Below are 21,699 nucleotides of genomic sequence, written 5' to 3'. Positions count from 1 at the left end.
ACCGGTAACACGATCCGTGGGCGCCCGCCGGGCGTCCGACGCGGCACGCTCGCGCACGGCGGTGCCCGGCGGGTCGTGTCACCGGTGACACGTCCCGCGGCCCATCGGTCCCGCGTCCCGCCCCGCCCCGTCCCCTCGAAGGGAACCCCCGTATGCCCGCCCTGACGACGACGTCCGACGGATTCCTGCTCCACGGCGAGCCGTTCCGCATCATCTCCGGTGCCCTGCACTACTTCCGGGTCCATCCGCGGCAGTGGGCCGACCGGCTGCGCAAGGCCCGCCTGATGGGGCTCAACACGGTGGAGACGTACGTCCCGTGGAACCTGCACCAGCCGGACCCGGACGGTCCACTCGACCTCGGCGGCATCCTCGACCTGCCGCGCTTCCTGCGGCTGGCCGGCGAGGAGGGGCTGCGGGTGCTGCTGCGGCCCGGCCCGTACATCTGCGCCGAGTGGGACGGGGGCGGGCTGCCCGCGTGGCTCACCGCCGACCGGGACATCCGGCTGCGCAGCGGCGACCCCCGGTTCACCGGCGCCGTCGACCGCTACTTCGACCTGCTGCTGCCCCCGCTGCTGCCGCACCTCGCCGCGTCCGGCGGGCCGGTGATCGCGGTGCAGGTGGAGAACGAGTACGGGGCGTACGGCGACGACACCGCGTACCTGGAGCACCTGGCCGAGGGGCTGCGGGCGCGCGGCGTCGAGGAGCTGCTGTTCACCTGCGACCAGGCCGACCCGGCGCACCTGGCCGCCGGGAGCCTGCCGGGCGTGCTCACCACCGCCACTTTCGGCAGCCGCGTCGAGGAGTCGCTCGGCAGGCTCCGCGCCCACCGGGGCGAAGGGCCGCTGATGTGTGCCGAGTTCTGGATCGGCTGGTTCGACCACTGGGGCGGGCCGCACCACGTGCGGGACGCGGCGGACGCCGCCGCCGACCTGGACCGGCTGCTGTCGGCGGGTGCCTCGGTGAACCTGTACATGTTCCACGGCGGCACCAACTTCGGCCTCACCAACGGCGCCAACCACCACCACGCCTACGCCCCCACCGTCACGTCGTACGACTACGACGCCCCGCTCACCGAGTGGGGCGACCCCGGGCCGAAGTACCACGCCTTCCGCGAGGTCATCGCCCGCCACGCCCCGGTGCCGGACGAACCCGTCCCGGCCGCCGGGCCCCGGCTGCCGCCCACGGAGGTGGAACTGGACCGGCGCGTGCCGCTGCTGCCGTACGCCGCGGCCTCGGGGGCGGCGGCGCGCGGCGACGATCCGCTGCCGATGCACCGGCTGGGGCAGGCGTCCGGCCTGGCCCTGTACCGCACCACCGTGCCGGCCGCCGGCGACGGACTGCTGCGCTTCACCGGCGGGGTCGGCGACCGGGCCCAGGTCTTCGTCGACGGCGCCCCGGCGGGGGTGCTGGAGCGCGAGCGCGGCGAGGAGACGCTGCCGGTGCGCGTCCCCCGCGCCGGCGCCGTGCTGGACGTCCTGGTGGAGAACCTGGGCGGGGTCAACTACGGGCCGCGCATCGGGGATCCCAAGGGCCTGCTCGGACCGGTCCTCCTCGACGGGACCGCGCTGCGCGGCTGGGAGTGCCGTCCGCTGCCGCACGGCGTGCCCGGCCCGGCCCGCTTCGCGGCCTCCGGTACCGGGCCGTCCGCCGCTCCGGCCTATCACCACGGCACCTTCGAGGTGGCAGAGCCCGCCGACGCCTTCCTGGCGCTGCCCGGCTGGACCAAGGGCCAGGCGTGGGTCAACGGCTTCGCCCTCGGCCGCTACTGGAACCGGGGCCCGCAGCGCACGCTGTACGTCCCCGCGCCGGTGCTGCGCCCGGGGACCAACGACCTGGTCCTGCTGGAGCTGCACGGCGCGGTCGCCGGACGGGCCCTGCTCACCGACACCCCCGACCTCGGGCCGGACAAGGTCTGACCCGTGTCGCCGCCCGTCCCGCCCGGCCTATGCTGTGCTTCTGCCGGGCGGGACGGGTCCGCCGTACCGCCGCCCGCCGACACGGAGGTACGGACCCGTATGAGCCCGAGCGCGCCCCAGGGGCCCGCGCGGCGCAGCCGGCGGGGCTTCGCCGGGGCACGTCCCGTGATGGACGACGTGGCACGCCGCGCGGGTGTCTCCAAGCAGACGGTCTCCCGCGTGCTCAACGACCATCCCGCCGTCCGTCCGGAGACCCGGGAGGCGGTGCGGGCGGCCATGCGGGCGCTCGGGTACCGTCCCAGCCGCAGCGCGCGGTCCCTGGCCAGCGGGCGGACCCGGATGCTCGGTGTCATCTCGTTCGACGCCGCGCGCTACGGGCCGGCCGCCGTCCTGGCCGCGATCGACACGGCGGCGCAGAAGGCCGGTTACCTGGTCAGCTCCATCGCCCTGGACACGGCCGACCGGGAGACGGTGGCCGAGGCGGTGGAGCGGCTGTCGGCCGAGGGCGCGGACGGGGTGATCGCCATCGCGCCGCAGCGATGGGTGGGCCGGGCCCTGGCGGACACCGGTCCGGCCACGCCCCTGGTGGTGCTGGACGACACCCCCTCGGCCGCCGGTGACTCCGGCGGCGGGGCCCGCGCGGCCACCGGGCATCTGCTCTCCCTCGGCCACCGCACCGTCCACCACATCGCGGGGCCGGCCGGCTGGACCTCCGCCGAGCTGCGGCTGGCCGCCTGGCGGGCCGCTCTGCGGGAGACCGGGGCCCCGGTGCCCGAGCCGCTCGTCGGCGACTGGAGCGCGGACGCCGGGTACGAACTGGGCCGGCGGCTGGCGCGGCGGGCGGACACGACGGCCGTGTTCGTCTCCAACGACCAGATGGCGCTGGGCGTCCTGCACGCCCTGCACGAGGCCGGGCGGTCCGTCCCGGACGAGGTCAGCGTGGTCGGCTACGACGACATCCCGGAGGCGGCGCACTTCCTGCCCCCGCTGACCACGGTGCGCACCGACTTCGCCGAACTCGGCACCCGGTCGCTGCGGCTGCTCCTCGACCGGATCGACGGCGCCGGGCCGCCGCCGCCCGGCACACCGGTCCCGGCCGGGCTGGTGGTGCGGCGCAGCAGCGGGCCGCCGCCGGCGCGGTAGGCCCGGCGCGGTCTGCCGGCCGATTGCGGCGCCGCCCCCGGGGGTGTTTCGCTGACGCGTGGAGATCAACCGAGTGGGAGGCACCGCCATGACCGTCGAGACCGCAGCGCGGGCCGTGTTGTCCGGGCTGGACGACATCCGGCCCGGCGTCGAGGACCTGTACCGCGACCTCCACGCCCACCCCGAGCTGGGCTTCCAGGAGCACCGCACCGCCAAGAAGGCCGCCGAGGCCCTGCGAAGCTGCGGTTACGAGGTGACGGAGGGGCTGGGCGGGACCGGGGTGACCGGAGTGCTGACGCGGGGCACGGGCCCCGCGGTGCTGCTGCGCGCGGACATGGACGCCCTGCCGGTGCGGGAGGCGACCGGTCTGCCGTACGCGTCGACGGCCACGGCGAAGGACGCGCAGGGCCAGGAGCTGCCGGTGATGCACGCCTGCGGGCACGATGTCCACGTGGCCTGCATGGTCGGGTTCGCCCGGCTGATGGCGTCGGCGCCGAAGGACACCTGGCGGGGCACCCTGATCGTGCTGTTCCAGCCCTCGGAGGAGAACGGTGACGGCGCCCGGGCCATGATCGACGACGGTCTGACGGAGAAGGTGCCGCGGCCGGACGTGGTCCTCGCCCAGCACGTACTGCCGTACCCGGCCGGATACGTCGGCACCCGTCCCGGCTCCTTCCTCTCCGCCGCCGACAACCTGCGGATCACCCTGTACGGACGGGGCGCGCACGGCTCGGCCCCGCAGACCGGTGTCGACCCCGTCGTCATGGCGGCGATGTGCGTGGTCCGGCTCCAGACGGTGGCCTCCCGCGAGACCGGCGCCACCACGCCCGTCGTGGTCACCGTGGGCAGCGTCCAGGCCGGCACCGGGCCGAACATCATCCCCGACCACGCCGTCCTCCAGCTCAACGTGCGCACGTACGACGAGGCGGTCCGGAAGCAGGTGCTGGCCGCGGTCGAGCGGATCGTGCGCGCGGAGGCGCAGGCGTCCGGGGCGCCGCGGGAGCCGGAGATCGAGCACCTGCGGTCGTTCCCCCCGACGGTCAACGACCCCGGTGTGACCGGCACGGTCACCCGCGCCTTCGCGGAGCACTTCGGCGACGCCCTGCACACGGTCGAACTCCAGACGGCCAGCGAGGACCTGAGCGAGATCCCGGCGGCGTTCGGCGTGCCGTACACCTACTGGGGCATCGGCGGCATCCCGCCGCGGGCCTATGCCCGGGCCGAGCGGCGGGGCACCCTGCGGCAGGACGTCCCGTCCAACCACAGCCCGAGGTTCGCCCCCGCCCCGCAGCCCACGCTCGACACCGGCGTACGGGCGCTGACGGTGGGCGCGCTGGCCTGGCTGGCGGGGTAGCGCGGGTCCGCCCTCGAGTCCGGACGGCGCTCATCCGATCACCCCTCCCCCCACTTGATCGATCATCGGGACGGTGTGGTTAACATATGAGCGCCGCCTAGCTCGAAAGATGGAACCGTGACTGTCAACGACGACTCGTTCACCGACTGGAAGAACCGCGAGGAGATCGCGGAATCGATGATCCCGATGATCGGGAAGCTGCACCGGGAGCGGGACGTGACGGTCCTGCTGCACAGCCGCTCCCTGGTGAACAAGTCGGTGGTCAGCATCCTGAAGACGCACCGCTTCGCCCGGCAGATCGCCGGCGCGGAGCTGTCGGTCACCGAGACGCTGCCCTTCCTCCAGGCGCTCACCACGCTCGACCTCGGCCCGTCCCAGATCGACATCGGCATGCTCGCCGCGACCTACAAGGCCGACGACCGGGGGCTGTCGGTGGCCGAGTTCACCGCCGAGGCCGTCGCCGGGGCCACGGGGATGAACAAGATCGACCGCCGTGAGCCGCGGGACGTCGTCCTCTACGGCTTCGGCCGCATCGGCCGGCTGCTGGCCCGGCTGCTGATCGAGAAGGCCGGCTCCGGCAACGGACTGCGGCTGCGCGCCATCGTCGTCCGCGACAGCGGGGGCGGCGACCTCGTCAAGCGCGCCTCGCTGCTGCGCCGGGACTCCATCCACGGCCAGTTCCAGGGCACGATCACCGTCGACGAGGCCAACAGCGCCATCGTCGCCAACGGCAACGCCATTAAGGTGATCTACTCCGCCGACCCGACGACGGTGGACTACACGGCGTACGGGATCAAGAACGCCATCCTCATCGACAACACCGGCCGCTGGCGCGACCGGGAGGGCCTGTCGCAGCACCTGCGCCCGGGCATCGACAAGGTGGTGCTGACCGCGCCCGGCAAGGGCGACGTCCCCAACATCGTGCACGGCGTCAACCACGAGACCCTCAAGCCGGACGAGCGGATCATCTCCTGCGCCTCCTGCACCACCAACGCGATCGTGCCGCCGCTGAAGGCGATGGCCGACGAGTACGGGGTGCTGCGCGGGCACGTGGAGACGGTCCACTCGTTCACCAACGACCAGAACCTGCTGGACAACTACCACAAGTCCGACCGGCGGGGCCGTTCGGCGCCGCTGAACATGGTGATCACCGAGACCGGCGCCGCCTCGGCCGTCGCCAAGGCGCTCCCGGACCTGAAGGCGCGGATCACCGGCTCCTCGATCCGCGTCCCGGTGCCGGACGTGTCGATCGCGATCCTCAACCTCCAGCTCGCCCGCGAGACCACCCGCGAGGAGGTCCTGGACCACCTGCGCGAGGTGTCGCTGACGTCGCCGCTGAAGCGCCAGATCGACTTCATCACCGCCCCGGACGCGGTCTCCAGCGACTTCATCGGCTCCCGGCACGCCTCGATCGTCGACGCCGGCGCGCTGAAGGCCGAGGGCGACAACGCGATCCTCTACCTCTGGTACGACAACGAGTTCGGCTACTCCTGCCAGGTGGTCCGGGTCGTCCAGCACGTCTCCGGCGTGGAGTACCCGACCTACCCCGCGGTCGAGGTCTGAGGGCTCCGCGCCCGGCCCGGCGGTGGCGCACCGCCGGGCCGGGCGCGAGGGGCGCGGACCCGGCCGGGGCACCGGTGTTCCGCTCCGACGCGTTGCCGGCCGGGCCGCCGGCGCCGGGGCCGCCGCCGGCCGTGGCGGGCCTCAGGACACCGGCCCGCGGCTGAGGGGCGCGTCAACACCCATGTCGGGCGGCCGGGTCGGCGCGCTCCAGGGTTCGACCCGCCCCAGGAGTGGTACCTCCCCTTCACGTCCGCTGTCCGGCGAGGAGGAGGAAATGGCTCCACAGGTACGCGAGGTGATGACCCTCGGCCCGGTCACCGTGGCTCCGGACACCCCGGTCACGGAGGTGGCCCGCGTCATGCGCGACAAGGACATCGGCGCCGTACTGGTGGTGGACGACGGGCGGCTGCGCGGGCTGGTCACCGACCGTGACCTGACGGTGCGCATCCTCGCCGACGCCCGGGACGCCTCTACCCGGACGGTCGCCGAGGCGTGCGGCACCGACGTGGTGTGCGTCGCCCCCGAGGACGACGTCGACCGGGCGGTGCAGCTGATGCGGGGCAAGGCCCTGCGCCGGCTGCCCGTGGTCGACGACGGCCGGCCGGTCGGCATCGTCACCCTGGGCGACGTGGCCGTCGACCAGGACCCCACGCGCGTCCTGGCACGGATCGGCGCGGCCGGGCCGGACCGCTGAGGGCGCCGCGACGGGACGGGGCCGGGTGAGCCGTCTTGCGACGGGTACTCCGTCCTTGTCCGAGGACCCGGACGACCGGGCCCGGCCCGCTCCCGGACAGGATCGATCGCCCATGGCCCCGCCCTCCCCCGACGACTCGCTGCGGCTCCACTTCATCGGCAACGCCACCGTGCTGCTCCGGTACCGCGGGCTGGCTCTGCTCACCGACCCGAACTTCCTGCACCGCGGTCAGCGCGCCCACCTCGGTCACGGGCTGGTCAGCCGCCGTCTGACCGAACCCGCCCTGGACCCGGGCGACCTGCCGGCCCTCGACGCCGTGGTCCTGTCGCACCTGCACGGCGACCACTGGGACCGCCGGGCCAGGCGCCACCTGCCCCGGTCGCTGCCGGTCGTCACCACCCCGCACGCGTCCCGCCGGCTCCAGGGCGTGCACGGCTTCCACCGGGCCGTGGGACTGCGCACCTGGCAGGAGGAGACCGTGCGGCACGGGGACGCCCAGGTGCGCGTCACCGCGCTGCCCGCCCGGCACGCCGGCCACCCGGTGCTGCGGCGTCTGCTGCCGCCGGTGATGGGGAGCCTGCTGGAGTTCGGACCGCCCGGCGAACCCGCGCGGCACCGTCTCTACCTCTCCGGCGACACGCTGCTCTTCGACGGCCTGGACGAGATCGCCCGGCGCTTTCCCGCGACGGATCTCGCCGTGCTCCACCTGGGCGGTACGACGCTGCCGGGCGGATTCATGGTGACCATGGACGGACGCCAGGGCGCGGAACTCGCGCGACGGCTCGCTCCCCGGCTGATCCTGCCGGTGCACTACGACGACTACACGGTCTTCCGCTCACCTCTCGACGCCTTCCTGGCCGAAGCCGGCCGCGCGGGGCTCGCCGACCGGATCGTGCACTGCCGCCGCGGCCAACGGGCGGTCCTGCGCCCCGACGGCGGGCCGCCGGACGTCACGTAGCACGGAGGCGTCCTGGGCGACCGCGAGCGCCGGACGGGACGAGGTGAACGGACGGGGGCGCGGGTACTCGCGGCGGTATGAGGAAACGCCTGTTGTGGCAGGGGCCGGCCGCCGCTCCGGCGCGGGGCCCGTGTCCCGCGCCGGGCACAAGGACGGTGACGCGGCCCGGGCCCGTGCGGGCAGGCCCCCCGACCCAGCGGCAGAACGGCACGACCATGACGAGCACCCCCCGCATGACCACCTTCACCACCCTGCGCGCCCTGACCGGCCTGGTGACCACCCGCCGCGGCCTCTACGTGCGCTGGTCGCTGGGCCCCGACAAGGACCTGTCGGCGATCTCCAGCACGGACGATCTGACCGGCGTGGCGATGCCCGGTCTGTCGGCCAGCCCGCTGGACGTCGAGGACTGGTGGGGCGACCGGCCGCCGGGCGTCTGGGTCGCCCGGCGGCTGTACGACTACTCCCATCTGCCGCGGGTGAAGGACGCCGGCACCCGTCCCTGGGTGCTGGCCGGCCGGGAGGTGGCCCGGGGGCCGGACAACGAGCCGCTGGTCAGGGACGTGGAGCCGCTGGGATGGATCGACGCACGGGTGATCGACGAGGCCGGTGAGATCATTCGCCGGCAGCGCGGGCCATGGGGGCCGCTGAACCGTGACGGCGCCCTCGGGGCGTGAACGCCGGTCCGGGTCCCCGTTCGCGTGTGCTCACCGTCTCCGGGCCCGGCGTCCGTCCCGAGCCGGCGTTCAGTCCTTGCCCATGGCCCTGCGGGCGGCGTCCTTGGTGCGGTCCATGAGGGCGGCGACGGGACCGAGGGCCATGTTCTTGGCCCCCGACTCGACCCCCGGGTGCGGGCGGGTGGGCGCCATCGCCTCGGCGGCCTTGACCGCCCGCGCCATGGCGGCGAGGCCGGCGGTGTCCGTGCTGCGCCGGATGTGGGTGAACTCGTAGCGCTCCTCGGCCCGCGCGTGCTCCTGGACGTCGGTGCGCAGCCGCATCAGCCGGGGCATGAACTCGGGGTCGTCGGTGTCCATGTCGTCCAGGGCCGAGAGGGTCTCCTTGGCGGCCTTCTCCTCGGCGAGGCGGTCGGCGACGACCTGCTCGCCGCCGTCGAACGCGCGCCGCGCGAAGGGATGGATCACCTCCTCCTCGGCGGTCTCGTGCACCGCCAGCAGCCGCACCAGCCGGCGGAAGGCGTCCCGGCGTTCCTCTCCGGTGCTGGCCTCGACCTCGTCGAAGAGGTTGCGGATGTCGCCGTGCTGGCGCATCAGCAGGGCGACGACGTCGTCGTCCTTGGCCTGGTCGTCCCCGGCCTGCGGGGTGTGCAGCTCGGTCATGTCGGGCCCCCTCACTTCTCGCGCTGCGCCGGGTCGGGGTGCTCGCCCTCGGACTGGACGCGGTACTCGCGGCCGAACATCTGGTCGTGCTCGTGCATGACGCGGTCGCTGGGCGGGGCCTCGCCGCCGTGGATCTGCTCCTGCATCGCCTCGAACCGCTCGTGCGCCTCGCGCACGTATCCGGCACCGAGCGTGGTGAGGTCCATCTGGGTGTCCAGCAGCTCCCGCACGTAGCCCTTGTTCGGCTCGAAGGTGAGCACGTTGGGCAGCTCCGGGGCCAGCACCGAGGCGGGGTCCCGGCCGTCGTGCCGGCGCATCAGGTCGCAGGCGGCGTGCAGGTGCTCCAGCTCCATGTTGAGGTGCAGCTCCCAGATCGCCCTGACCTTGGGGTCGCTCTCCTGCTCCATGAAGGAGTGGTACAGGTAGCACTCGTTGTACTCGTGGTTGACCAGCTGCTCCCACCACGTCTCGCCCGGGTCCACGAGGGACTCGTAGTGGGTGACGTGCTCCTCCTCGATGAGCCCGATCTCCTGGTAGAGCTGGCGGGCGATCGGCTCCATGTAGGTGGGGCCGGTGTTCATGTAGAAGTTCATGGTCTGCTGCTCCGTCGACATGATGGTCAGCGCGTGCAGCTTGGACAGCGGGTTCGTCGTGTCCTTGTCGTAGGGGTCGCGGACGTTGTCGACCGGATCGCGGTGGTGGAACCGGGTGGGGCGGCCGGGCATGACCTCGGTGAGGTTGTCGACGATCGACTCCGCCTTGCGGTGCTCGATCATCTCGTACAGGTTCGCGTACCGGTACAGGTGGTCGAAGTCCTCCAGCACCCCGAACTGGTAGGCCTGCTTCAGGTACGGGTCCGGCTCCATCCGCGCCACCCACGCCGTCAGGTCGACGGCGACCTGCTCGTAGGCGATGGTCGTCTCCAGTACCGACGACACGCCGGGGAGCAGCCAGTTGACGGCCTTCTGCTGCTGCGCCTCGATGTACCGGGTGCGGGCCAGCTGCCGCTTGATCTCGGGATCCGGACAGTGCCGGGCGAGCTGGTGACTGAAGAGGATCGCCTCCACCTCGATGCCGTTCATGGTGATGATCCGGCACCGGGTGTACGGGTCGCACCGGTCGGGGTCGATGGGCTCCACGTTCAGCTCGCGCCAGTTGCGCAACTGGCGGTCGAGCGGGATGCCCCGCTGCTCCAGCGGATTGAACGTCATACGTCTGCCTCCTGGGGACGTGGGGGGACTCACGCGTCGCCGGGGTACCCGGTCTCCGGCGGTGAGCACGGATGTGCTCTCGCAGTCTTTCCGCCGGGGGCGGTTTCGAGCCACCGCTCACGTCCACGGGCCGCAGGGTTCCCCCTGGTGGCTCAGTGCAGGAGGCGGCCGGACACGTCGTACAACGTGTCCGGCGTACGACGTGTCCGGCGGCCGTCGCGCGGGGCCGTCAGGCGCCGGGACCGCGGGTCTGCCCACCGGGCCGGGCGGCTTCCGGCTCCGGGCCGTCCTGCCCGCGCAGCCGCACCTCGACGTGGCCGTCGACGACGCGGGTGTCGAAGGCGGGCTGCGGCGCGGTGGCGGGGCCGCGGACGTTCCAGCCGTCGGAGAGCCGGAAGACGCTGCCGTGCCAGGGGCAGGTGACGCAGCCGTCGGCGACGGTGCCCTCCGACAGGGGTCCGGCGAGGTGGCTGCACCGCTCGGCCAGCGCGTGGACGGTGCCGCCGGTCTCGCGGACGACCAGCACCGGCACGTCGTCCACGGTCCGCCGTACGGGCTCGCCGGCGGGGAACTCCGCCACGTCGCCGACCCGGTGCCAGCCCGGTGTGACGACGTGGGGCACCTCCTCGGCGTGGTTGGCGCCGGCCGCCTGGCGGTAGGCCAGGTGACCGCCGAGCATGCCGCCCACGCCGACCGCCGTCAGGCCGAGGAACCCGTACGCCCGTCCGGCCGCCTGCCTGCCCGTGAGGCGGCAGGCCAGGGAGGCGCCGTAGAGGCCCACGGCCGCCGTGTTGGCCAGGGCGTGCACCAGGCCGACCCGCTGCTGCTGCGGGCGCAGTTCCGCCCAGTCGACGGCGCCCGACACGGCGGCGGGGGCGGCGGTCGCGAGCCCGACGCCGACCAGCAGACCCGCCTCCCGGGAGCGGCCCGGGCACAGGTCGAGCACCGCGGCGGACAGCCAGCTGCCGACCGGCAGCTGCACCATCAGCGGGTGCACCGGGTGTCCGAGCCACCGTCCGTGCAGCGCGTCCCGCGCCGGTCCCAGGGGCAGCGCCCGCACTCCTCTGCCCACGGCGTCGATGACCGTGTCCGCCCTGGTGGTGCGTTCCAGGGCGTCCAGCAGCCACAGGACGCGGTTCTGCCTCATCCGGCGGTGACCTGGCTTTCTGTTCATGAGCGCTGAGTCCCCCGGGACACGGGGCGAAAACGCCCGGCCGTCCGGGTCAGCCGCAGCGCAGGCGGACACGTGCCCAGGAGTTGTTGGCGTACCCCTTGGGGTTCCACACGGTGGCGGGTGACTCGGGGGTGGTGGCACCGGCGCAGTCCCAGGCCCGGGCGACGACCTCCGTCTCGCCGGCGGGCAGGTCCAGTACGGTGCGCCAGTGCTGCCACACCCACGGCCCGGCCGCCTCGTCCACGTCGGCCCGTGTCCAGGAGCGGCCGCCGTTCGGTGACACGTCGACCCGGGCGACGGTGCGGTCCTCGCCGGCCAGCGCGTAGCCGGTGATCCGGGTCGGGCCGGCGGGCGGGCGGGAGCCGTCGACGGGGGACAGGACGGCGCAGGTCAGGGCGAGCGGACCGAGCGGGATGCCGGCCCCGGGTCCGGTGCGGCCGGGGTCCGCGTCGGCCGGGAGCAGCCGGTAGGCGGTGGCCTGGAAGTAGGCGTCGGACGGTGTGGCCCGGGCGGTGACGCGGTGCAGCCACTTGACGCTGCGGGCGCCGATCCAGCCGGGCACCACCACGCGCAGCGGCGCTCCGTGCACCCGGGGCAGCGGTCGGTCGTTCATGGTCGAGGCGAGCAGGACCTCCGGCCCGAGTGCCTTGCCGAGCGGGATCGAGACGCCGTAGGGCTGCGGCGGGTCGGCGAGCGGACAGACGTCGGGTGCGGTGAACTCGATGTGCGCCGCGCGGGGGTCCAGACCGGCGTGGGCGAGGACGTCGGCGAGCCGGACGCCGCGGAAGCGGGCGGTGGAGAGGGCGCCCGGCCCCCACGGTGTCTCGCCGGGGATGTCGCGCACGCCGGTCAGTTCCGTCCGCCGGTTGCCCGCGCACTGGAGGGTGGCCGTCACCTCCGCCTCCTCGAACCGGGCCCGCAGTCCGGCCATCGACAGGCTCAGCCGCCGTTGGACCAGGCCGTCCACCTCCAGCCGCCACCGGGCCGGGTCGATGTCGGGGACGGGGCCGTGGTTGCGGCTGTAGAAGGCGTCCGGGGGCGTGGTGCCGCCGCCGGTCAGCGCGGCGGGCGGTGGTTCGGCGTTGAACGGCTCCCGTTCGTGCACCACCATGTCGTCCCGTTTGCCCCACAGTCCCATACGCCGTGATTATCCGCCTTCCCCCCGGTGCCCGCCCGGCAGCGCCCCGGGGGCCGGTCCGGGCGACCATGGACACGAGACCCGCCGGGGCGTCCGGCGCCGATCAGGGCGTCACCGGCCGGACGGACCGGACGTACGGAAGGCGGCACACGGATGAGCGCGGAACGCGGCACGGCCCTGGTGACGGGCGCCTCCTCGGGCATCGGCGCGGCCTACGCGCGACGCCTCGCGGAACAGGGCTGGGACACCGTCCTGGTGGCCCGCAGGGCGCAGCGGCTCGACGACCTCGCGGCGCGGCTGCGCGCGGAGACGGGCACGACGGCGGAGACGCTCGTGGCCGACCTGTCCGAGCCGGACGACCTGGCCCGGGTGGTACGGCGCGCGGCCGGCGACGACATCGGGTTCCTGCTCAACAACGCGGGGATCAACGGCTACGGTCCGTTCGCCCGGCTCGAACCGGAGCTGATGGCGAAGGTCCTCGGCGTCAACGTCCTCGCCGTCACCGCGCTCACCCGGGCGGCGGTTCCGGCCATGCTGGAACGCGGGCGGGGCACGGTGGTCAACGTCGCCTCGCAGCTGGCGTTCGCGGGCGGGCTGCCGCCGCGTCCGCTGCCCGAACGCGCGGTGTACGGCGGCACCAAGGGCTACGTCGTCACCTTCACCCGCACGCTCGCCGCCGAGCTGGCCGGTACGCCGCTGCGGATGCAGGTGCTGTGTCCGGGGCTGACCGCCACCGAGTTCCACCGGTCCCGGGGGCAGGAGCCGGTGCCGGGGCGCGAGCAGTCCGTGCACGAGGACGGCGGCACGCCGGTGGACCAGGTGGTCGACGCCTCGCTGGCGGCGCTGGACACCGGCGCGGTGGTGTGCGTGCCGGGGCTCGCGGACCAGGCACCGCTGATCCGCCTGGCCGAGGCCGAACTGGCGGTCCGGGCGGCGGCCCGCGGGGAGGGCGGCTGACCCCCGGCGGGTGGCGCGGGAGCGCCGGCCCCGACCGCACCGGGCCGGGGAGGGCCGGCGGCCGTCAAGCGCGTGGTGCCGGTCCACGATCCCCCGACGCCGCTGGTCAGCCGGTCCCCGGCCCGGTCGACGCCGCCGTTCCGGGTGCCTTCTGACACAGAAGCGGCCGCGGTCCGCCCGGGGGCGGGCGGGCCGGCCGGCCCGCGGGTCCGGCGGACCCCGTGCTGCCCGTTCACCCGCCGTGCGGGGCGGGAGCGGTGGCGGTTCGGCGAGGGGGCCGGTGAACGGGCGGTCCCGGTGCGAGACCTCCGGCGGCCCCCGGCGGCGGGACGGGCCGGGCCCGGGATCTGGTCCCCGGGCCGTCCGGCGTGTTCCGCCTCGGCCCGGTCGAAGGCCGCCCGGTGGCCGGCGGCGGTCCGCGGCCGCTCCGCGACCAGCGCGTCCCCGCTCTCCGCGGGCCGGCGGACCGCCGCTTCGGTGGTCCCGGCCCGCTCGGCGCTCGCCCGGACGCCGGCCCGCCGGTCACGGCCGTGAGGACGGACCCTTCCGTCTCGCCGGCCGGCCGGGCGGGCGAGCCCGTGGCCGGACCGCGGCGGCGCGGGCGGAGGACCGCGCGGGCCGCCGGGGCGCGGCCCGCGCCGGGCCCCCGCCGGTCACAGCCGCAGGCCGGCCCCGTAGGGGAAGAGCGGGTCGGCGGTGTCGTCGGGGACGTCGGGACGGGACGCCTCGACGGCCGCCATGGAGCGGGGCAGTTCGAACGGCAGCCGGCCCTCGGGCCTGGCCCGGCCGAAGATCACGTCCAGTACCGCCGCGTCGTCGGCGCCGTAGTCGGCGATCAGCGCGGCGGCCCGGTCGGCGATCTCCGGGATGACCGCGGCCCGCTCCAGGTTGATGCAGACCACCGTCGGCACCGTGTCCAGCAGGTCGAGGATCGGCTTCAGTTCCTCCTCGGTGAAGTCGAGCCGGCCGGAGTGGAACAGCGACTCGAACCTGCCCGGGCGGGGCTCGTAAGGGGTGCGCAGCCGCAGGAGGGCGAGGTCCGCCCGGGCCGGGTCCGCCACCACCTCGCCGTACCCGGCCGCCGTGCCGGCCGCCACGTTCTCCACGTACAGCCTGGGGCGTCCGGCCGCCGGGAGGGTGTTCCCCCGGTTGGTGAGGAGGGTCAGGGAGCGGCGCTGGGCGCGGGCACCCGCCTCGGCGAAGTCGGCGCGGCCGACGGTCTCGGCGGCCCGGTCGGCGTCGACGTAGGGGTCGTCGAACAGGCCGAGGACGAACTTCTCCCGCAGGACGCGGCGCAGGGACGCGTCCAGGCGGTACTCGGGGACGCGGCCCGAGGCGACGAGTTCCTCGACGAGTTCGGGGCGGGCCTCGCCGCCGAACTGGTCGCAGCCCGCCTCCAGCACCCGGGCCGCCCGGTCCGCCTCCGACAGCGACTCCAGGCCCCAGGCGCGCGCCTCGTGCCGCTCGCCGAAGATCTCCGCGTCGCTGATCAGCCCCCAGTCGGTGCAGACGATGCCGTCGAAGCCGAGCCGGTCCCGCAGCAGGCCCTGGACGACGTCCTTGTTGAAGCCGAAGCCGACCTCCTCCCAGTCGGTGCCGACGGGCTGGCCGTAGTACGGCATCATCTGCGCGCACCCGGCGGCGATCGCAGCCTTGAACGGCTCCAGGTGCAGGTCGCGCATGCCGCCGGGGTAGACCTGCTCCTTGCCGTGCGGGAAGTGCGGGTCCTCGCCGTCCTTCTGCGGGCCGCCGCCCGGGAAGTGCTTGACCATCGCCGAGACCGAGTGCCGGCCGAGCTTCTCCCCCTGGAGTCCGCGGACGTAGGCGCGGACGAGCCGTGCGGTGAGGGCGGCGTCGGAGCCGAACGTGCCGCTCTGGCGGGACCAGCGGGGTTCGGTGGCGAGGTCGATCTGCGGGTGCAGGGCGACGCGCAAGCCCACCGCCAGGTACTCGCGCCGGACGGTGTCGGCGAACGCGTGCACCAGGTCCGGGTCGCGCAGGGCGGCCAGGCCCAGCGGTTCGGGCCAGGCGGAGAACGCGCCGGCGCCGAAGGAGGCGCCCACGTTCTCGGTGAAGGCGTGGCGGGGGTCGGTGGAGAGGGTGACGGGGATGCCGAGGCGGGTGTCGGCGGCCATCGCCTGGAGGGTGTTGTGCCAGCGCGCCATGGCGCCGGGCTCATGCGTGCCCAGGAGGTTGAAGTGGGTGAGGTACTGCGTGTGCAGCATGCGGGTGGTGTCCAGCTCCACCATGCCCGCGTCGCCCTTCTCGACGGTCGAGCCGTCGGGCTTCATGGCGATCATGGTGTGGAAGAGCTGGCCCGCCTTCTCGGCCACCGTCATCCGGGAGATGAGGTCCTCGACCCGCTGCTCCACGGGGAGTTCGGGGTTCTGGTAGGGGTGGCCTTCGTCGCGGACCTGGGGCTTCATGGCGGGCTGCCTCACTTGACGCTGCGGATGAACTGGACGGCGAGCGCGCCGAGTACGCACGCGACACCGCCGAAGAGGAAGAGGGCGCTGTAGTTCCCGCCGCCGCCGAGGGCGAGCAGGGAAGGGGCCATGATCGGCACGAGGGACTGCGGGAGGGCGTTGCCGATGTTGAGGACGCCCATGTCCTTGGCGGCTTCCTCGGGGTTGGGCAGGACGGCCGCCGCGAGGGCGACGTCGACCGAGAGGTAGAGGCCCTCGCCGAAGCCGAAGACGACCATGGCGAGGACGAAGAGCGGGAAGGAGTGCGCCGTCGCGACGAGGAACAGGCCGAGCGCGAGGACGAGCGAGGAGCCGAGGACGTAGGGCTTGCGGCGGCCCGAGCGGTCGGAGAGGGCGCCGCCGAGGAGCGAGCCGACGACGATCGCCGCGACCATGGCGACCGTGCCGACCAGGACCTTACCGGAGACCTCGTCCTCGCCGTACCCGAGGCGGTCCATCAGGAAGTACACCTGGTAGCTGGTGACGCAGGAGGCGCCGATGAAGACCAGGAAGCGGCCGGTGAAGTTCCAGGCGAAGTCCGGGTGCCGCTTCGGGTTGACCCAGAAGGAGCGCAGGAACTCGCGCGGACCGTACGGCGCGAAGGCGCCCGGCGTGGCCGGGCGGTCCTTCATCACGCAGGCCAGGCAGATCACCCCGGCGAGACCGACGACGGCCGGCACGACGAAGGCCAGCGCGAGGTTGTCGTCGAAGACGTTGGCCAGCACGGTGCCGACGACCATCGCCACCGAGGTCATCATGCCGATGACGCCGGAGACCTTGCCGCGCTGCTGCTCGGGCACCAGGTCGGGGACGCCGGCGACGACCGCGGACAGGGCCGCGTTGCCGCCGAGCTGGGCCAGTGCCCAGCCCAGCATGAGGACCGGGACGCTGCCGCCGAGGGCGACCACGAGCAGTCCGAGGAACCCGGCCGCCATGCCGCCGACCAGCCAGGGGCGGCGGCGTCCGAAGCGGCTGCGGGTGCGGTCGGACAGGGAGCCGAAGACCGGGTTGCCGATCATCGCGAGGATCGCGCCGAGGGAGAGGACCTGGCCGAGGGCGGCGCCCCGGTCGGCCTCCGGGACGATCTGCGCGACCCGCAGCGCCAGGGTGACCATCACCGGCGTCAGCAGCGAGAGCATGACGCCGAACTGGGCGAAGGCGAGGCCGAAAACCAGCGTTCCGGAAGCGGGCTGGGGTGGCGTGGACAGGGCCGGAGCGGAGGATTCGGCGTCCGGCGCGGCGTCGGGGATGACGGCCATGGCGGCTCTCCAGTGGGGAGGGGGACGGCTTCGTCGCCGTCCGACGCCCTCACGTTAAGCGCACAAACCGAGTAGGTACTATGTTTTTGCGAGTGGCTTGAATCACACCCCCGTAGGGCTTGCCGGGACGCGGACTAGGGTGAGGAAATGGACCGAACCCAGGACCCGAGGCCCCGTAGACCTACGGCTCGCGGCGGTTACGCGGTGGGCGACGAGCGCCGCGCCCGCATCCTCGACGTGGCCGTCGAGCACTTCGCCCAGTGGGGTTTCCACGCCTCCTCGCTCGCGCGGATCGCGAAGGACGTCGGCATCACCCAGGGCGGTCTGCTGCACCACTTCCGCAGCAAGGAGGATCTGCTCGTCTCGGTCCTGCGGCACAGCGACGAGCAGGACGTCGCCCGGTTCTTCGCGACCGAGGCGCGGTCCGCCGTCGAGGCCTTCGAGACGCTGGTCGCCCTCGCCGCGTACAACGCGACGCGGCCGGGCCGCACCAGGATGTTCAACGTCCTGGCCGCCGAGGCGGGCGAACGGGGGCACCCCGCGCACGAGTTCTTCACCCACCGCTACCGTACGGTCATCGACCACTCCGCCCGGCCGCTGCGCGCCGCCGTCGAGCGGGGCGAACTCAAGGCGGGCACCGACTGCGAGGGCATCGCCTGCGAGGCGGCGGCCGTCATGGACGGGCTCCAGTTGCAGTGGGCGCTCGCCCCGGACACGTACGACATGGCCGGGCGGCTGCACGCCTACCTCGACCGGCTGCTGCGGTCGGTCACGGTGGACGGCTCCGGGCTGCCCGCACGCCCCTGAGGGCGGCTCCCGAGGGGGACCGCCCCGTGCCGGGCCGCTCCTCGTCGCGCAGGCGGGCCCGCCGCGGTCAGGGGTTCGGTCTCCGCGGTGCGGTCCGGGGCCGTGAGACGGGCGACGTCCGCGTCGAGGCGCGTCAGGGCGGGCGGGGGGGCGTTCCAGGCGGACCCCCCACCGCGTCCGCGAGCCGGACGCCCCACCGGGTCCGGGGCCGGACGCGCTCGGCCCACCCGCCGGCCCCGTCCGGCTCCGGACCCGGCCAGCCGTTCAGGGCGGGGCCTTCTTCAGGGCGGCCCGGGCCTCCTCGCACGCGGCACGCACCCGCGTGGGCGTCGCCCCGCCCGTGCCCGTAGGCCAGGGCGGTGTCCAGGGAGCGGCCGTGGGACACCCGCCCGGCGGCGCGGGGCTCTTCGGCGCCCGGGCGGGTGCCGGCGAGGAAGGCCCGTCAGGAACCGCTGATCAGGGACGGTGTCCGGCGACGCGGCCTGGCGTCCGTCACATACGGTTCTCCCTCGGGCGGCGAGATGACGTCGGGTACCGCCCCTGCAAGCCCTGCTGAAAACGGCCGTCGACGCCGTCGGCCGGTCCGTGGGTACAGTCGCCGGGGAGGAGCGCCGCCCCGGAGGGTCCGACAGCGCTCGAAGGAGAGGGGAGCGGACGACGATGCGCGCTTCAGAGGTCCGGCGCGCGACGGCCGCGGCCTGGTCGGCGGTCTCGTCACTCGGCCTGGCGGTCGACGACGCGATCGTCCTCCACGACTCGAACAAGCTCACACTGCGTCTGTTGCCGTGTGACGTCCTGGCCCGGGTGGCCCCTGAGACGGACCAGGTCGCGCGGTTCGAAGTCGACCTCGCCCAGCGGCTCGCCGCGTCCGGGTGCCCGGTGGGCACCCTCGACCCTCGCGTGGAGCCCCGCGTCCATGAGCGCGACGGCTTCGTGATCACGCTCTGGACCTACTACGCACCCGTGACGCCCGCGGAAGTCCCACCAGACGACTATGCCGGCGTGCTCGCGCGGCTGCACTCCGGCATGCGCGGACTCGACGTGGCGGCACCGCGCTTCACGGACCGGGTCGAGCGGGCGCAGCGACTCGTGGCGGACCGCGACCGGACCCCGGAGCTCGCCGACGCGGACCGGGAACTGCTCGGCCGCACGCTGCGGAACCTGAGCCGGACGATCGGCGAGCACGGCGGCGCCGAGCAGCCGCTGCACGGCGAGCCGCACCCGGGCAATCTGCTCACCACGCGGCACGGGCCGCTCTTCATCGACCTGGAGACGTGCTGCCGCGGCCCCGTCGAGTTCGACCTCGCCCACGCGCCCGAAGCGGCCGGCGAGCACTACCCCGGCGCCGATCAGGACCTGCTGCGCCGGTGCCGGATCCTCGTCCTGGCGATGATCACGGCCTGGCGCTGGGACCGGGACGACCAGTTCCCGGACGGACGCCGGCTGGGCCGGGAGTGGCTCGGCCGGATCCGCGCGGCGCTCGCGCGCGACGACGGCCCGGACGCACGCGGCTGACCGCGGACCTCCGGGGCCCAGGCGCCGCTCCGCCCTCGCACTCGCCCCTCCTCACCCCTTGACCGCCACCAGCACACAGCTGTCCCCCACCTGCCACACCGGTGTGACCTGCCCAAAGCCCGCCTGGTGCAGCAGTTCCGCGTGGCGGCGCACGGAGAGGTGCCGGTTGCCGCCGCCCCCGCCGGACGAGGGGCGGCACCGCTCCCGCCGCTCGAACAGATCGGACAGCTCCGGGTCGGCGGCCACCGCCTCCCACCAGGAGTCCCAGTCCTCCTGGCCGTGGTCACCGGCGCGCTCGGCCCGGCAGCGCCCCACATGGGCGGTCAGGTCGGAGCAGGACCGCGCGTCCGGCGGGAAGTGGTCCCCGTTGATCAGAGCCCCGCCGGGACGGAGCAGGGAGCCGAGGCCGCGGTAGGTCTCCAGCAGGACGGGTTCCGGAAGGTAGTGCAGGGCCGTCGTCGAGACGGCGACGTCCAGGCCGCGGCGCAGCCCCAGGGCGTCGGTCCAGCCGTCCTCGCCGATGACCGCGTCCACGTACCGCGCGGCGTCGGCGTGATGGGTGCGCCCCAGCTCCAGCAGTACGGGGTCCCTGTCGACCGCGACGATCTCCGCGCCGGGCAGCCGGCGGGCGAGCCTGGCCGACAGGGACCCCGGTCCGCAGCCCAGGTCGAGCAGGAGCGGCCGGGAGCGGCCGGCGCAGAGGTGCTCGACGACGTCGGAGATCACGGTGAACCGTTCCTCACGGTCCACCGCGTACAGCCGCTGCTGCCGCTCCCAGCGCTCCACCCACGTCCTGGCCGTCTCCATGCTCACGCCCATCTGGTCGCGCCACCTCTTTCGTCTCTCATCTGTCGCGACTACCACGCAATCTACAGATGGAAACGATTGTCAGTAGCCATTCAGGCCAGCGACTCGAGTACGGACAGCAGGCGGTCGATCTCCTCCTCCGTGTTGTGCACGTGCAGGCTCACCCGTACCACCCCGTCCTTCTCGTCCGCGCCTGCCTGGCAGAGGCTGTCGGCCCGGACCATGAACCCGTGGCTGAACAGGATGAACCCGAGGTCGTCGGAGGGGATGTCCCGGTGCCGGAAGGTGACGATGCCCTGTCGCCGCTGGCCCTGCGGCAGGGATGAGCCGGCGGCCAGGCTCGCGGCGCAGCCGAGGATCTCGTACGCGTCCAGCAGCCGCAGCCGGTCGGTCAGCCGGGTGGCCAGACGGACGGCGTGCCGCGCGACGCGGTCGACGCCGGCCGCGTCGAGCCAGTTCAGCGCGGCCAGCAGCGACACGATGCCCACCGTGTTGGGGGTGCCCTCCCACCCGGCGGGGGCCAGGACCGGGCCGCGGGTGTTGCGCGCCCAGACCGCCCCGGTGCCGGGCAGGGCCATCACCTTGTGCCCGGAGAAGACCACGAAGTCGACGTCGAGGTCCGGGTCGCCGACGTCGACGGGGAGGTGGCCCACGCTCTGGGCGGCGTCCAGACAGATCGGCACCTGCGGGCCGACGGCGGCCCGCAGGCGGTGGACGTTCATGTCGCCGCCGTAGACGTGGTGGACGTGGGTGGCGGCGACGAAGCGGGTACGGGGGCCGACGGCCTCGGTGAGGGCGCGGTGGTCGTAGTCGCCGGAGGCCGCCTGGTACGGCAGCGCCCGCAGGCGCACGTCGACGCCCCGGGCGGCCAGCAGCCGCTGGGTCTCCCGCCAGGGCTCCAGGTTGGCCTGGTGGTCGGAGAAGGGGACGAGGATCTCGTCGCCGTCGGTGAGCCGGGGCGCCAGCCAGTCCCGGGCTATGGTGCGCAGTCCCTCGGTGGTCCCGCTGGTGAAGTGCACCGAGGAGTGCTCCGGCCGGGGGTCGCCGAGGAACTCCTTGACGCGCCGCCGGGCCCGTTCGACCAGCTCGGTGGTCCTGTTGGCCCAGGGATAGGTGCCCCGGCCCGCGTTGGCGTTGGACGTGGTCAGGTAGGTCTGCACGGCGTCCAGCACCGCCTGCGGCTTCTGCGCGGTCGCCGCGCTGTCCAGGTACGCCAGGTCCGGATGGGCGGTGATGATCGGGAACTGCTCCCTCAGCCGCCGCTGCCACAGGCGGTCTTCGTCAGGCGTGTGTCCGTCCATGACCTCACTCCCGTACCAGTGGGGCGCCCGCGTCCCGCCAGGCGACGATCCCGCCCGCCAGGCTCCGCACGTCCGGATGCCCCATCCGCGCCAGCGCCGCCGC

General features: G+C 74.1%; 18 protein-coding genes. 10 read left to right on the top strand and 8 right to left on the bottom strand.

The genetic code is table 11. The features are described 5' to 3' along the window. Positions 1–152 precede the first annotated feature (152 nt). The 7 genes from ACY1JF_RS29750 (at position 153) to ACY1JF_RS29720 (ending at position 8,302) form a co-directional block, all read left to right on the top strand. A complete protein-coding gene (locus ACY1JF_RS29750) occupies positions 153–1,916 on the top strand; it encodes a glycoside hydrolase family 35 protein (RefSeq protein ID WP_462708370.1) in 1,764 nt (587 codons plus the stop codon). 99 nt (positions 1,917–2,015) lie between these two features. Beyond that, positions 2,016–3,059 (top strand): LacI family DNA-binding transcriptional regulator, encoded by a 1,044-nt coding sequence (locus tag ACY1JF_RS29745; protein WP_462708369.1) that lies wholly within the window; start codon positions 2,016–2,018, stop codon positions 3,057–3,059. Between the two features lie 88 nt (positions 3,060–3,147). Further along, positions 3,148–4,413: an amidohydrolase gene (locus ACY1JF_RS29740; protein ID WP_462708368.1), complete on the top strand. Its 1,266-nt coding sequence runs from the start codon at positions 3,148–3,150 to the stop codon at positions 4,411–4,413. Between the two features lie 117 nt (positions 4,414–4,530). Further along, complete coding sequence (locus ACY1JF_RS29735) at positions 4,531–5,976, top strand: glyceraldehyde-3-phosphate dehydrogenase (protein ID WP_462708367.1); 1,446 nt, start codon at positions 4,531–4,533, stop codon at positions 5,974–5,976. A 274-nt stretch (positions 5,977–6,250) separates the two neighbouring features. Further along, the gene (locus tag ACY1JF_RS29730) at positions 6,251–6,670 is read left to right on the top strand and encodes a CBS domain-containing protein (RefSeq protein ID WP_462708366.1); all 420 of its coding nucleotides are present in this window, start codon (positions 6,251–6,253) and stop codon (positions 6,668–6,670) included. A gap of 112 nt (positions 6,671–6,782) precedes the next feature. Then, positions 6,783–7,628 carry an MBL fold metallo-hydrolase gene (locus tag ACY1JF_RS29725; RefSeq protein ID WP_462708365.1) on the top strand — a complete coding sequence of 282 codons (846 nt, stop codon included), beginning with the start codon at positions 6,783–6,785 and terminating at the stop codon, positions 7,626–7,628. A gap of 215 nt (positions 7,629–7,843) precedes the next feature. After that, positions 7,844–8,302 carry a DUF6098 family protein gene (locus ACY1JF_RS29720; RefSeq protein ID WP_462708364.1) on the top strand — a complete coding sequence of 153 codons (459 nt, stop codon included), beginning with the start codon at positions 7,844–7,846 and terminating at the stop codon, positions 8,300–8,302. A gap of 69 nt (positions 8,303–8,371) precedes the next feature. Here the strand turns inward: ACY1JF_RS29720 and ACY1JF_RS29715 are convergent, their stop codons facing one another. The 4 genes from ACY1JF_RS29715 to ACY1JF_RS29700 all read right to left on the bottom strand — a co-directional run bounded on the left by ACY1JF_RS29715 (position 8,372) and on the right by ACY1JF_RS29700 (position 12,485). Continuing rightward, positions 8,372–8,962, bottom strand: a complete 591-nt coding sequence (locus tag ACY1JF_RS29715) for a hemerythrin domain-containing protein (RefSeq protein ID WP_462708363.1) — start codon at positions 8,960–8,962, stop codon at positions 8,372–8,374. An 11-nt stretch (positions 8,963–8,973) separates the two neighbouring features. After that, the gene (locus tag ACY1JF_RS29710; protein ID WP_462708362.1) at positions 8,974–10,173 is read right to left on the bottom strand and encodes a hypothetical protein; all 1,200 of its coding nucleotides are present in this window, start codon (positions 10,171–10,173) and stop codon (positions 8,974–8,976) included. A 229-nt stretch (positions 10,174–10,402) separates the two neighbouring features. Beyond that, the gene (locus ACY1JF_RS29705; RefSeq protein ID WP_462708361.1) at positions 10,403–11,320 is read right to left on the bottom strand and encodes a Rieske (2Fe-2S) protein; all 918 of its coding nucleotides are present in this window, start codon (positions 11,318–11,320) and stop codon (positions 10,403–10,405) included. 76 nt (positions 11,321–11,396) lie between these two features. After that, on the bottom strand, positions 11,397–12,485 hold the full coding sequence (locus ACY1JF_RS29700; RefSeq protein WP_462708360.1) for a sulfite oxidase: 1,089 nt from the start codon (positions 12,483–12,485) through the stop codon (positions 11,397–11,399). A gap of 153 nt (positions 12,486–12,638) precedes the next feature. Between ACY1JF_RS29700 and ACY1JF_RS29695 the strand changes: the two genes are divergently transcribed. Next, on the top strand, positions 12,639–13,442 hold the full coding sequence (locus tag ACY1JF_RS29695) for an SDR family NAD(P)-dependent oxidoreductase (RefSeq protein ID WP_462708359.1): 804 nt from the start codon (positions 12,639–12,641) through the stop codon (positions 13,440–13,442). Between the two features lie 653 nt (positions 13,443–14,095). Here ACY1JF_RS29695 and ACY1JF_RS29690 read toward each other — a convergent pair. Further along, positions 14,096–15,868 (bottom strand): glycoside hydrolase family 3 protein, encoded by a 1,773-nt coding sequence (locus ACY1JF_RS29690; RefSeq protein WP_462708358.1) that lies wholly within the window; start codon positions 15,866–15,868, stop codon positions 14,096–14,098. A gap of 11 nt (positions 15,869–15,879) precedes the next feature. After that, positions 15,880–17,166 (bottom strand): MFS transporter, encoded by a 1,287-nt coding sequence (locus ACY1JF_RS29685; protein ID WP_462708357.1) that lies wholly within the window; start codon positions 17,164–17,166, stop codon positions 15,880–15,882. Positions 17,167–17,313: 147 nt separating this feature from the next. Between ACY1JF_RS29685 and ACY1JF_RS29680 the strand changes: the two genes are divergently transcribed. Both ACY1JF_RS29680 and ACY1JF_RS29675 read left to right on the top strand, forming a co-directional pair. Beyond that, the gene (locus tag ACY1JF_RS29680) at positions 17,314–17,973 is read left to right on the top strand and encodes a TetR/AcrR family transcriptional regulator (RefSeq protein WP_462708356.1); all 660 of its coding nucleotides are present in this window, start codon (positions 17,314–17,316) and stop codon (positions 17,971–17,973) included. 660 nt (positions 17,974–18,633) lie between these two features. Next, a complete protein-coding gene (locus tag ACY1JF_RS29675; protein ID WP_462708355.1) occupies positions 18,634–19,488 on the top strand; it encodes a phosphotransferase in 855 nt (284 codons plus the stop codon). A gap of 51 nt (positions 19,489–19,539) precedes the next feature. Here the strand turns inward: ACY1JF_RS29675 and ACY1JF_RS29670 are convergent, their stop codons facing one another. Further along, on the bottom strand, positions 19,540–20,307 hold the full coding sequence (locus ACY1JF_RS29670) for a class I SAM-dependent methyltransferase (RefSeq protein WP_462708354.1): 768 nt from the start codon (positions 20,305–20,307) through the stop codon (positions 19,540–19,542). An 80-nt stretch (positions 20,308–20,387) separates the two neighbouring features. Further along, the gene (locus ACY1JF_RS29665) at positions 20,388–21,596 is read right to left on the bottom strand and encodes an aminotransferase class V-fold PLP-dependent enzyme (RefSeq protein WP_462708353.1); all 1,209 of its coding nucleotides are present in this window, start codon (positions 21,594–21,596) and stop codon (positions 20,388–20,390) included. Positions 21,597–21,699 lie beyond the last annotated feature (103 nt).

Source organism: Streptomyces sp. SYSU D01066-1 (assembly GCF_054956795.1).
Note: the sequence above shows the minus strand (reverse complement) of the source record. Positions and strands in the feature narration are given on the sequence as shown.